At 52.0% G+C, this 15,289-nt stretch carries 1 protein-coding gene (only partly in view); it reads left to right on the top strand.

The window, feature by feature from the left end:
* A protein-coding gene (locus OCV12_RS08860) for a Calx-beta domain-containing protein (protein WP_261884419.1) crosses the window boundary here: on the top strand, window positions 1-15,289 show its final stretch. Its footprint begins 15,851 nt before the window's first position; only the last 15,289 of its 31,140 coding nucleotides appear in the window; its start codon lies off the left edge, out of view; its stop codon occupies window positions 15,287-15,289.

Genomic DNA, 15,289 nt, shown 5'->3' with positions numbered 1-15,289 from the left:
AGGCGAAGCGACCATCAAAGACGACGGTACAGGCCCAGGTACCCCAGACAACGATAAGCCAGCATTATCTGTCACTGACGCCGGTGACGTGAACGAAGGGACTGATGCGGTCTTCACCGTGTCACTGTCGAATGAAACCGAAGCGCCAGTGGTGGTGAATCTTGCGCCAACGACGGACGGTAACTACACCGCAGAAGCCAACGACCTTGGTGACATGGTGGTGACTTACGTCGATGGTAATAACCAGACACAAACTCTGACGGTGGATGGAAGCGGCAACGTGACGATCCCAGCGGGCGTGACAGCGATTACTGTGACCGTTCCGACTGCAGACGACAATGTCTATGAAGGCGATGAAACCTTCGGTCTAGTGGTGACAGAATCGAACGGCGTGACGTCTAACGGCACGGCGACAGGCGAAGCGACCATCAAAGACGACGGTACAGGCCCAGGTACCCCAGACAACGATAAGCCAGCATTATCTGTCACTGACGCCGGTGACGTGAACGAAGGGACTGATGCGGTCTTCACCGTGTCACTGTCGAATGAAACCGAAGCGCCAGTGGTGGTGAATCTTGCGCCAACGACGGACGGTAACTACACCGCAGAAGCCAACGACCTTGGTGACATGGTGGTGACTTACGTCGATGGTAATAACCAGACACAAACTCTGACGGTGGATGGAAGCGGCAACGTGACGATCCCAGCGGGCGTGACAGCGATTACTGTGACCGTTCCGACTGCAGACGACAATGTCTATGAAGGCGATGAAACCTTCGGTCTAGTGGTGACAGAATCGAACGGCGTGACGTCTAACGGCACGGCGACAGGCGAAGCGACCATCAAAGACGACGGTACAGGCCCAGGTACCCCAGACAACGATAAGCCAGCATTATCTGTCACTGACGCCGGTGACGTGAACGAAGGGACTGATGCGGTCTTCACCGTGTCACTGTCGAATGAAACCGAAGCGCCAGTGGTGGTGAATCTTGCGCCAACGACGGACGGTAACTACACCGCAGAAGCCAACGACCTTGGTGACATGGTGGTGACTTACGTCGATGGTAATAACCAGACACAAACTCTGACGGTGGATGGAAGCGGCAACGTGACGATCCCAGCGGGCGTGACAGCGATTACTGTGACCGTTCCGACTGCAGACGACAATGTCTATGAAGGCGATGAAACCTTCGGTCTAGTGGTGACAGAATCGAACGGCGTGACGTCTAACGGCACGGCGACAGGCGAAGCGACCATCAAAGACGACGGTACAGGCCCAGGTACCCCAGACAACGATAAGCCAGCATTATCTGTCACTGACGCCGGTGACGTGAACGAAGGGACTGATGCGGTCTTCACCGTGTCACTGTCGAATGAAACCGAAGCGCCAGTGGTGGTGAATCTTGCGCCAACGACGGACGGTAACTACACCGCAGAAGCCAACGACCTTGGTGACATGGTGGTGACTTACGTCGATGGTAATAACCAGACACAAACTCTGACGGTGGATGGAAGCGGCAACGTGACGATCCCAGCGGGCGTGACAGCGATTACTGTGACCGTTCCGACTGCAGACGACAATGTCTATGAAGGCGATGAAACCTTCGGTCTAGTGGTGACAGAATCGAACGGCGTGACGTCTAACGGCACGGCGACAGGCGAAGCGACCATCAAAGACGACGGTACAGGCCCAGGTACCCCAGACAACGATAAGCCAGCATTATCTGTCACTGACGCCGGTGACGTGAACGAAGGGACTGATGCGGTCTTCACCGTGTCACTGTCGAATGAAACCGAAGCGCCAGTGGTGGTGAATCTTGCGCCAACGACGGACGGTAACTACACCGCAGAAGCCAACGACCTTGGTGACATGGTGGTGACTTACGTCGATGGTAATAACCAGACACAAACTCTGACGGTGGATGGAAGCGGCAACGTGACGATCCCAGCGGGCGTGACAGCGATTACTGTGACCGTTCCGACTGCAGACGACAATGTCTATGAAGGCGATGAAACCTTCGGTCTAGTGGTGACAGAATCGAACGGCGTGACGTCTAACGGCACGGCGACAGGCGAAGCGACCATCAAAGACGACGGTACAGGCCCAGGTACCCCAGACAACGATAAGCCAGCATTATCTGTCACTGACGCCGGTGACGTGAACGAAGGGACTGATGCGGTCTTCACCGTGTCACTGTCGAATGAAACCGAAGCGCCAGTGGTGGTGAATCTTGCGCCAACGACGGACGGTAACTACACCGCAGAAGCCAACGACCTTGGTGACATGGTGGTGACTTACGTCGATGGTAATAACCAGACACAAACTCTGACGGTGGATGGAAGCGGCAACGTGACGATCCCAGCGGGCGTGACAGCGATTACTGTGACCGTTCCGACTGCAGACGACAATGTCTATGAAGGCGATGAAACCTTCGGTCTAGTGGTGACAGAATCGAACGGCGTGACGTCTAACGGCACGGCGACAGGCGAAGCGACCATCAAAGACGACGGTACAGGCCCAGGTACCCCAGACAACGATAAGCCAGCATTATCTGTCACTGACGCCGGTGACGTGAACGAAGGGACTGATGCGGTCTTCACCGTGTCACTGTCGAATGAAACCGAAGCGCCAGTGGTGGTGAATCTTGCGCCAACGACGGACGGTAACTACACCGCAGAAGCCAACGACCTTGGTGACATGGTGGTGACTTACGTCGATGGTAATAACCAGACACAAACTCTGACGGTGGATGGAAGCGGCAACGTGACGATCCCAGCGGGCGTGACAGCGATTACTGTGACCGTTCCGACTGCAGACGACAATGTCTATGAAGGCGATGAAACCTTCGGTCTAGTGGTGACAGAATCGAACGGCGTGACGTCTAACGGCACGGCGACAGGCGAAGCGACCATCAAAGACGACGGTACAGGCCCAGGTACCCCAGACAACGATAAGCCAGCATTATCTGTCACTGACGCCGGTGACGTGAACGAAGGGACTGATGCGGTCTTCACCGTGTCACTGTCGAATGAAACCGAAGCGCCAGTGGTGGTGAATCTTGCGCCAACGACGGACGGTAACTACACCGCAGAAGCCAACGACCTTGGTGACATGGTGGTGACTTACGTCGATGGTAATAACCAGACACAAACTCTGACGGTGGATGGAAGCGGCAACGTGACGATCCCAGCGGGCGTGACAGCGATTACTGTGACCGTTCCGACTGCAGACGACAATGTCTATGAAGGCGATGAAACCTTCGGTCTAGTGGTGACAGAATCGAACGGCGTGACGTCTAACGGCACGGCGACAGGCGAAGCGACCATCAAAGACGACGGTACAGGCCCAGGTACCCCAGACAACGATAAGCCAGCATTATCTGTCACTGACGCCGGTGACGTGAACGAAGGGACTGATGCGGTCTTCACCGTGTCACTGTCGAATGAAACCGAAGCGCCAGTGGTGGTGAATCTTGCGCCAACGACGGACGGTAACTACACCGCAGAAGCCAACGACCTTGGTGACATGGTGGTGACTTACGTCGATGGTAATAACCAGACACAAACTCTGACGGTGGATGGAAGCGGCAACGTGACGATCCCAGCGGGCGTGACAGCGATTACTGTGACCGTTCCGACTGCAGACGACAATGTCTATGAAGGCGATGAAACCTTCGGTCTAGTGGTGACAGAATCGAACGGCGTGACGTCTAACGGCACGGCGACAGGCGAAGCGACCATCAAAGACGACGGTACAGGCCCAGGTACCCCAGACAACGATAAGCCAGCATTATCTGTCACTGACGCCGGTGACGTGAACGAAGGGACTGATGCGGTCTTCACCGTGTCACTGTCGAATGAAACCGAAGCGCCAGTGGTGGTGAATCTTGCGCCAACGACGGACGGTAACTACACCGCAGAAGCCAACGACCTTGGTGACATGGTGGTGACTTACGTCGATGGTAATAACCAGACACAAACTCTGACGGTGGATGGAAGCGGCAACGTGACGATCCCAGCGGGCGTGACAGCGATTACTGTGACCGTTCCGACTGCAGACGACAATGTCTATGAAGGCGATGAAACCTTCGGTCTAGTGGTGACAGAATCGAACGGCGTGACGTCTAACGGCACGGCGACAGGCGAAGCGACCATCAAAGACGACGGTACAGGCCCAGGTACCCCAGACAACGATAAGCCAGCATTATCTGTCACTGACGCCGGTGACGTGAACGAAGGGACTGATGCGGTCTTCACCGTGTCACTGTCGAATGAAACCGAAGCGCCAGTGGTGGTGAATCTTGCGCCAACGACGGACGGTAACTACACCGCAGAAGCCAACGACCTTGGTGACATGGTGGTGACTTACGTCGATGGTAATAACCAGACACAAACTCTGACGGTGGATGGAAGCGGCAACGTGACGATCCCAGCGGGCGTGACAGCGATTACTGTGACCGTTCCGACTGCAGACGACAATGTCTATGAAGGCGATGAAACCTTCGGTCTAGTGGTGACAGAATCGAACGGCGTGACGTCTAACGGCACGGCGACAGGCGAAGCGACCATCAAAGACGACGGTACAGGCCCAGGTACCCCAGACAACGATAAGCCAGCATTATCTGTCACTGACGCCGGTGACGTGAACGAAGGGACTGATGCGGTCTTCACCGTGTCACTGTCGAATGAAACCGAAGCGCCAGTGGTGGTGAATCTTGCGCCAACGACGGACGGTAACTACACCGCAGAAGCCAACGACCTTGGTGACATGGTGGTGACTTACGTCGATGGTAATAACCAGACACAAACTCTGACGGTGGATGGAAGCGGCAACGTGACGATCCCAGCGGGCGTGACAGCGATTACTGTGACCGTTCCGACTGCAGACGACAATGTCTATGAAGGCGATGAAACCTTCGGTCTAGTGGTGACAGAATCGAACGGCGTGACGTCTAACGGCACGGCGACAGGCGAAGCGACCATCAAAGACGACGGTACAGGCCCAGGTACCCCAGACAACGATAAGCCAGCATTATCTGTCACTGACGCCGGTGACGTGAACGAAGGGACTGATGCGGTCTTCACCGTGTCACTGTCGAATGAAACCGAAGCGCCAGTGGTGGTGAATCTTGCGCCAACGACGGACGGTAACTACACCGCAGAAGCCAACGACCTTGGTGACATGGTGGTGACTTACGTCGATGGTAATAACCAGACACAAACTCTGACGGTGGATGGAAGCGGCAACGTGACGATCCCAGCGGGCGTGACAGCGATTACTGTGACCGTTCCGACTGCAGACGACAATGTCTATGAAGGCGATGAAACCTTCGGTCTAGTGGTGACAGAATCGAACGGCGTGACGTCTAACGGCACGGCGACAGGCGAAGCGACCATCAAAGACGACGGTACAGGCCCAGGTACCCCAGACAACGATAAGCCAGCATTATCTGTCACTGACGCCGGTGACGTGAACGAAGGGACTGATGCGGTCTTCACCGTGTCACTGTCGAATGAAACCGAAGCGCCAGTGGTGGTGAATCTTGCGCCAACGACGGACGGTAACTACACCGCAGAAGCCAACGACCTTGGTGACATGGTGGTGACTTACGTCGATGGTAATAACCAGACACAAACTCTGACGGTGGATGGAAGCGGCAACGTGACGATCCCAGCGGGCGTGACAGCGATTACTGTGACCGTTCCGACTGCAGACGACAATGTCTATGAAGGCGATGAAACCTTCGGTCTAGTGGTGACAGAATCGAACGGCGTGACGTCTAACGGCACGGCGACAGGCGAAGCGACCATCAAAGACGACGGTACAGGCCCAGGTACCCCAGACAACGATAAGCCAGCATTATCTGTCACTGACGCCGGTGACGTGAACGAAGGGACTGATGCGGTCTTCACCGTGTCACTGTCGAATGAAACCGAAGCGCCAGTGGTGGTGAATCTTGCGCCAACGACGGACGGTAACTACACCGCAGAAGCCAACGACCTTGGTGACATGGTGGTGACTTACGTCGATGGTAATAACCAGACACAAACTCTGACGGTGGATGGAAGCGGCAACGTGACGATCCCAGCGGGCGTGACAGCGATTACTGTGACCGTTCCGACTGCAGACGACAATGTCTATGAAGGCGATGAAACCTTCGGTCTAGTGGTGACAGAATCGAACGGCGTGACGTCTAACGGCACGGCGACAGGCGAAGCGACCATCAAAGACGACGGTACAGGCCCAGGTACCCCAGACAACGATAAGCCAGCATTATCTGTCACTGACGCCGGTGACGTGAACGAAGGGACTGATGCGGTCTTCACCGTGTCACTGTCGAATGAAACCGAAGCGCCAGTGGTGGTGAATCTTGCGCCAACGACGGACGGTAACTACACCGCAGAAGCCAACGACCTTGGTGACATGGTGGTGACTTACGTCGATGGTAATAACCAGACACAAACTCTGACGGTGGATGGAAGCGGCAACGTGACGATCCCAGCGGGCGTGACAGCGATTACTGTGACCGTTCCGACTGCAGACGACAATGTCTATGAAGGCGATGAAACCTTCGGTCTAGTGGTGACAGAATCGAACGGCGTGACGTCTAACGGCACGGCGACAGGCGAAGCGACCATCAAAGACGACGGTACAGGCCCAGGTACCCCAGACAACGATAAGCCAGCATTATCTGTCACTGACGCCGGTGACGTGAACGAAGGGACTGATGCGGTCTTCACCGTGTCACTGTCGAATGAAACCGAAGCGCCAGTGGTGGTGAATCTTGCGCCAACGACGGACGGTAACTACACCGCAGAAGCCAACGACCTTGGTGACATGGTGGTGACTTACGTCGATGGTAATAACCAGACACAAACTCTGACGGTGGATGGAAGCGGCAACGTGACGATCCCAGCGGGCGTGACAGCGATTACTGTGACCGTTCCGACTGCAGACGACAATGTCTATGAAGGCGATGAAACCTTCGGTCTAGTGGTGACAGAATCGAACGGCGTGACGTCTAACGGCACGGCGACAGGCGAAGCGACCATCAAAGACGACGGTACAGGCCCAGGTACCCCAGACAACGATAAGCCAGCATTATCTGTCACTGACGCCGGTGACGTGAACGAAGGGACTGATGCGGTCTTCACCGTGTCACTGTCGAATGAAACCGAAGCGCCAGTGGTGGTGAATCTTGCGCCAACGACGGACGGTAACTACACCGCAGAAGCCAACGACCTTGGTGACATGGTGGTGACTTACGTCGATGGTAATAACCAGACACAAACTCTGACGGTGGATGGAAGCGGCAACGTGACGATCCCAGCGGGCGTGACAGCGATTACTGTGACCGTTCCGACTGCAGACGACAATGTCTATGAAGGCGATGAAACCTTCGGTCTAGTGGTGACAGAATCGAACGGCGTGACGTCTAACGGCACGGCGACAGGCGAAGCGACCATCAAAGACGACGGTACAGGCCCAGGTACCCCAGACAACGATAAGCCAGCATTATCTGTCACTGACGCCGGTGACGTGAACGAAGGGACTGATGCGGTCTTCACCGTGTCACTGTCGAATGAAACCGAAGCGCCAGTGGTGGTGAATCTTGCGCCAACGACGGACGGTAACTACACCGCAGAAGCCAACGACCTTGGTGACATGGTGGTGACTTACGTCGATGGTAATAACCAGACACAAACTCTGACGGTGGATGGAAGCGGCAACGTGACGATCCCAGCGGGCGTGACAGCGATTACTGTGACCGTTCCGACTGCAGACGACAATGTCTATGAAGGCGATGAAACCTTCGGTCTAGTGGTGACAGAATCGAACGGCGTGACGTCTAACGGCACGGCGACAGGCGAAGCGACCATCAAAGACGACGGTACAGGCCCAGGTACCCCAGACAACGATAAGCCAGCATTATCTGTCACTGACGCCGGTGACGTGAACGAAGGGACTGATGCGGTCTTCACCGTGTCACTGTCGAATGAAACCGAAGCGCCAGTGGTGGTGAATCTTGCGCCAACGACGGACGGTAACTACACCGCAGAAGCCAACGACCTTGGTGACATGGTGGTGACTTACGTCGATGGTAATAACCAGACACAAACTCTGACGGTGGATGGAAGCGGCAACGTGACGATCCCAGCGGGCGTGACAGCGATTACTGTGACCGTTCCGACTGCAGACGACAATGTCTATGAAGGCGATGAAACCTTCGGTCTAGTGGTGACAGAATCGAACGGCGTGACGTCTAACGGCACGGCGACAGGCGAAGCGACCATCAAAGACGACGGTACAGGCCCAGGTACCCCAGACAACGATAAGCCAGCATTATCTGTCACTGACGCCGGTGACGTGAACGAAGGGACTGATGCGGTCTTCACCGTGTCACTGTCGAATGAAACCGAAGCGCCAGTGGTGGTGAATCTTGCGCCAACGACGGACGGTAACTACACCGCAGAAGCCAACGACCTTGGTGACATGGTGGTGACTTACGTCGATGGTAATAACCAGACACAAACTCTGACGGTGGATGGAAGCGGCAACGTGACGATCCCAGCGGGCGTGACAGCGATTACTGTGACCGTTCCGACTGCAGACGACAATGTCTATGAAGGCGATGAAACCTTCGGTCTAGTGGTGACAGAATCGAACGGCGTGACGTCTAACGGCACGGCGACAGGCGAAGCGACCATCAAAGACGACGGTACAGGCCCAGGTACCCCAGACAACGATAAGCCAGCATTATCTGTCACTGACGCCGGTGACGTGAACGAAGGGACTGATGCGGTCTTCACCGTGTCACTGTCGAATGAAACCGAAGCGCCAGTGGTGGTGAATCTTGCGCCAACGACGGACGGTAACTACACCGCAGAAGCCAACGACCTTGGTGACATGGTGGTGACTTACGTCGATGGTAATAACCAGACACAAACTCTGACGGTGGATGGAAGCGGCAACGTGACGATCCCAGCGGGCGTGACAGCGATTACTGTGACCGTTCCGACTGCAGACGACAATGTCTATGAAGGCGATGAAACCTTCGGTCTAGTGGTGACAGAATCGAACGGCGTGACGTCTAACGGCACGGCGACAGGCGAAGCGACCATCAAAGACGACGGTACAGGCCCAGGTACCCCAGACAACGATAAGCCAGCATTATCTGTCACTGACGCCGGTGACGTGAACGAAGGGACTGATGCGGTCTTCACCGTGTCACTGTCGAATGAAACCGAAGCGCCAGTGGTGGTGAATCTTGCGCCAACGACGGACGGTAACTACACCGCAGAAGCCAACGACCTTGGTGACATGGTGGTGACTTACGTCGATGGTAATAACCAGACACAAACTCTGACGGTGGATGGAAGCGGCAACGTGACGATCCCAGCGGGCGTGACAGCGATTACTGTGACCGTTCCGACTGCAGACGACAATGTCTATGAAGGCGATGAAACCTTCGGTCTAGTGGTGACAGAATCGAACGGCGTGACGTCTAACGGCACGGCGACAGGCGAAGCGACCATCAAAGACGACGGTACAGGCCCAGGTACCCCAGACAACGATAAGCCAGCATTATCTGTCACTGACGCCGGTGACGTGAACGAAGGGACTGATGCGGTCTTCACCGTGTCACTGTCGAATGAAACCGAAGCGCCAGTGGTGGTGAATCTTGCGCCAACGACGGACGGTAACTACACCGCAGAAGCCAACGACCTTGGTGACATGGTGGTGACTTACGTCGATGGTAATAACCAGACACAAACTCTGACGGTGGATGGAAGCGGCAACGTGACGATCCCAGCGGGCGTGACAGCGATTACTGTGACCGTTCCGACTGCAGACGACAATGTCTATGAAGGCGATGAAACCTTCGGTCTAGTGGTGACAGAATCGAACGGCGTGACGTCTAACGGCACGGCGACAGGCGAAGCGACCATCAAAGACGACGGTACAGGCCCAGGTACCCCAGACAACGATAAGCCAGCATTATCTGTCACTGACGCCGGTGACGTGAACGAAGGGACTGATGCGGTCTTCACCGTGTCACTGTCGAATGAAACCGAAGCGCCAGTGGTGGTGAATCTTGCGCCAACGACGGACGGTAACTACACCGCAGAAGCCAACGACCTTGGTGACATGGTGGTGACTTACGTCGATGGTAATAACCAGACACAAACTCTGACGGTGGATGGAAGCGGCAACGTGACGATCCCAGCGGGCGTGACAGCGATTACTGTGACCGTTCCGACTGCAGACGACAATGTCTATGAAGGCGATGAAACCTTCGGTCTAGTGGTGACAGAATCGAACGGCGTGACGTCTAACGGCACGGCGACAGGCGAAGCGACCATCAAAGACGACGGTACAGGCCCAGGTACCCCAGACAACGATAAGCCAGCATTATCTGTCACTGACGCCGGTGACGTGAACGAAGGGACTGATGCGGTCTTCACCGTGTCACTGTCGAATGAAACCGAAGCGCCAGTGGTGGTGAATCTTGCGCCAACGACGGACGGTAACTACACCGCAGAAGCCAACGACCTTGGTGACATGGTGGTGACTTACGTCGATGGTAATAACCAGACACAAACTCTGACGGTGGATGGAAGCGGCAACGTGACGATCCCAGCGGGCGTGACAGCGATTACTGTGACCGTTCCGACTGCAGACGACAATGTCTATGAAGGCGATGAAACCTTCGGTCTAGTGGTGACAGAATCGAACGGCGTGACGTCTAACGGCACGGCGACAGGCGAAGCGACCATCAAAGACGACGGTACAGGCCCAGGTACCCCAGACAACGATAAGCCAGCATTATCTGTCACTGACGCCGGTGACGTGAACGAAGGGACTGATGCGGTCTTCACCGTGTCACTGTCGAATGAAACCGAAGCGCCAGTGGTGGTGAATCTTGCGCCAACGACGGACGGTAACTACACCGCAGAAGCCAACGACCTTGGTGACATGGTGGTGACTTACGTCGATGGTAATAACCAGACACAAACTCTGACGGTGGATGGAAGCGGCAACGTGACGATCCCAGCGGGCGTGACAGCGATTACTGTGACCGTTCCGACTGCAGACGACAATGTCTATGAAGGCGATGAAACCTTCGGTCTAGTGGTGACAGAATCGAACGGCGTGACGTCTAACGGCACGGCGACAGGCGAAGCGACCATCAAAGACAATGACTTCTTACCTATTTCATCTGGAGGTGTAATTGATACCAACGAAGACACTCCAACCTTCATTGAGTGGGATTCGTTTGGAATTACAGATGTTGATTCACCAGATTCATCTTTAGGTATTGAGATTACTGATTTACCAGATAACGGTCAGTTTGAGTATTTTGGTGACGATGGTCAGTGGCATGATGTTTCAGTTGGTCAAGTTATTGATAAAGGTGCGTTTGATGCAGATAAAGTTCGTTTTACTCCTGATGAAGATGAGTCAGGGTACGATAATCATTCAACTCCAGGGATAGGCGATCAACAGCAAGATTATGCTCAAATAGGCTTTAAACCAACGGATGGTATTAATACAGGTCTTGAATCGACTATTGCTATAAACGTTACGCCAATTGCTGATGCACCTAATTTGATTACTAACATAGATGGTATTGAACTACCGGGCCAACAATTCAACGTGAATATGTGGAATGGTGTCTCGGTTGGTTCCCAATATGGGGTTGGTAATGGTGTTGATCCTGATATCTTGATTAATGTCATAGATGATTTGGATAGTAATGATAGTTCTTCAAGTAATACCAATGATGTTAGAGACCCTAGCCAAGGCGCTGGTCAAGCGACACTTATAACTGGCCTTATCTATCTTGAAGCCGGTACATCTTATGACTTTGTTGGTAGAGCTGATGATAGTTTGGCAATCAAAGTAGGTGGTGAGCTTACAGACGACGCTCGTTGGGGGGACGGTCGCGGGACCATTCAAGGCGGAGCGTTTACACCAACAGTTTCAGGTTTTTATCCGATAGAGATCTATCATCACAACCAGAGTGGCCCTGGTAACTTCGATGTCAATGTTTCAGTAGACGGTGCGAGCCCTGTAAATTTAAACAACACCAACTTTGGTATTGTTAGTGATGTATCTCAATTAGACAGTATTGATATACGTACATCAGAGCTGATCAATGAAAATGGTGTTGAGTTTTATCAGGTTTATACAACGAATGAAGGCCCACAAGATACGCGGATCCCATTGACAGAGCTGCAAGCATCGTTAAATGATATCGATGGTTCAGAGACTTTGGCTGTGAATGTAAGTGGTTTCCCTGCGGGGGCAGAGTTAAGCGATGGAGTCAACTCTCACACATTTACTAACACGAGTGAAGAATTTGATATTAGCAGTTGGGATATGACAAATTTGACTGTCTTACCTCCTGCAGGAAGTCACGACGATTTCACTATCGATGTGGAAGCAGTTGCTAGCGAGAAGGATTCAACAAGTACAGCAACGACTTCGACTAGTATCGATGTGGTCGTTTACGAATACAATGCTACTCATACTCAACCTGATACTAGAACTGTAGACGAAGATAACAATGTTTCCGGTAACGTTTTATCCAATGATACTGACGCAGACAACGCTTTGTCATTGCAGTCAGTTGAAATAGGGGGGGCGCTCTATGACCTTGGTCAAACTATCACGTTGACTAGTGGTGAGTTAACGGTTAACCAAGATGGTAGTTATTTGTTTGTTCCTTCTGACAATTGGTCAGGCGATGTCCCAACTGTAACTTATACGACAAACACTGGCGTAAGCGATACTCTTGATATTACAGTAACCGCGGTTGCAGACGCTCCTCGTATAACTATTGCAGTCGGAGAATTACAACAAACGCAAGCGGTACCCGATTTCGGAACGTCACCTAGCGATATTCGCAACTTCGTGAGTAATGGTGAAACCTCTATCGGAGATATTAGTTTCGACCATGTTGATCAGTCTCCAGCGTTCAATAATGGTAATCAAGGTGACGATTTGATGATTGCGCCAGATGATGCAGCGGCACAGCAGTTTGTGGGCGATCAGCAAGCCGTTAACTTAAGTCAACACGGTAGCGACACGTTTGTCGGTACCAGTGGTAATGATTCCTTTTATGGTGGGAATGGCTCGCAGGATAGCGAAGCGGAAACCGACACAGTTATCTACCAAGGTAAGTTGTCCGAGTACGATCTCGATTTTCGTGGTTTAGAGCACAGCCAAGTACCGTATTGGCTAGTGAAAGACTCACTAGAAAGGGACACGTCTAGTGATAATTCACCAACAACAGAAGACGGGGACCACTTATACGGTATCGAACGACTTATATTCTCAGATGCTATTGTTCAAATCGATAATGAAACTGGTGAATATACGGTTCTTCAAGATCGTGCCATACCATTAGATATTACAACCGAACTGGTTGATATAGATGGTAGTGAGACGTTAAGTAGTGACGTAACAATACAAGGGATTCCTCAGGGAGTTGGGTTGTACGTGGGGGGGCAATTGATTACGCCAAATAATGACGGTAGTTACTCTGTTACTATCCCTGCATCTGGTGAGATTAACGCTGAATTACGTATTCCGTACTCCCATGAGGGAGAAGTTGACTTTGAGCTTTCTGTAACGGCAAGTTCAACTGAGTCAGGGAACTCCGATCAAGCAGTTACCGTAGAAACGGCTGATGTTAGCTTTAGAAGCTATGTCCTCAACACTGGCTCCCATGGTGATGACAACATAGTCGGCTCTTTAGACAATGACTTAATCGTTGGCGACGTGCAGGGGTTGCAGATCGTAGCAGGTGAGGATTACAACATCGCCTTTATACTCGATACTTCTGGCAGCATGGGCAGCGACGTCGATACTGCGAAGGATGAGTTGCTAGTTGTTTTTGATGCTATTTTAGCGAGCTCTCAAGGGCAACACTCAGGTGATGTGAATATCCTAATTACCGATTTTTCTAATGGTAGTAATACGTCTGTTTCTGTGGATTTAAGTAGTCAAAACCCTAGAGCTCAGTTTGTTTCTGCTCTCGATAGTATTGTAGATAATGGAAGTGGCGGAACTAACTATGAGGCAGGTTTCGAGTCAGCTGTTGATTGGTTTGCTACGCAAACTAGTGGGAACAATATTTCTTACTTTATTTCAGATGGTGAGCCAACCTCTTATACAGAAAGTAAGTTGATGAGAAGCGATTTTGACGACATATTGCTAGATTACGATGAGGCTACTAATACTGTTATTACCCTAGATGACTTAATCCCTGATGGATATACAAATGGAGTTATCAATTATCAGGGTAAAGTTTTGGTTGATGGTGATTCTAAGCTTTATTCCCCGTTAACCGGTGAACAAATTGGAGAACTGAGCATAAACGGATATTCTTTTGACTACTACGATAGAGGTGGAGTCAACAGACAAGGTCAACATATGTTTCAACTGTTAGCTTTAATGTCTGCTGTTGAAGCCATCGGGTTAGGTAGTTCATTAGACCAAGATGTTCTTGACGATTATGACTCTGACGGAGTAGTTGCGACATCTATTGATGTTACTAAACTTGCTGAGGTTATTTTAGGAAAAGAAATCGACCTGTTACAAGGTTCCGATGGAATTGATGGCCTAGCGGGTAATGACATCATATTTGGTGACCTCATGCAGTTTGACAATATTTCCGGTCAAGGTGTACCAGCTATTCAGAAATATGTGGCTCAGCAAACCGGTGAAGAGTTATCACTTGTTTCTGCTCGCGATATTCACACTTACATAACGAATAACGTCGACGAGTTCAATCAATCAAATACTAATGACAAGGATGACGTTTTATCAGGTGGTGACGGTGACGACCTCTTATTTGGCCAAGGCGGTGACGATACGCTGATAGGTGGACTTGGTGATGATATTTTAACGGGTGGTGACGGTGACGATCTATTCAAGTGGGTAGATCAACCTTTCCAAGATGATGTCGATACGATAACCGATTTTGCTCTAGGGGAAGACCATCTTGATATCTCTGAGTTGTTACCAAACGAAAGTTCAATGTTTGATCTTCTTGAACATATTACAATTGAAAAGGTAGATAACGGCAGTGGTGATAAAGACCTTGTCATTACCATCTCAGAAAACACAGATAATACAGGTCAAACTCAAAAGATTGTTCTTGATAATGTAGGCGATCAGTTCGACTCAGTTAATAGTGCAGTAGATGGTTCTGTTACGAATAGTGATTTAACCAATTTGGTGAGTCAGTTGTTCGTTAACTTACCGGATCAACTTTAA

Source organism: Vibrio pomeroyi (assembly GCF_024347595.1).
Taxonomy (GTDB): domain Bacteria; phylum Pseudomonadota; class Gammaproteobacteria; order Enterobacterales; family Vibrionaceae; genus Vibrio; species Vibrio pomeroyi.
This window is presented reverse-complemented; position numbering and strand designations above follow the sequence as displayed.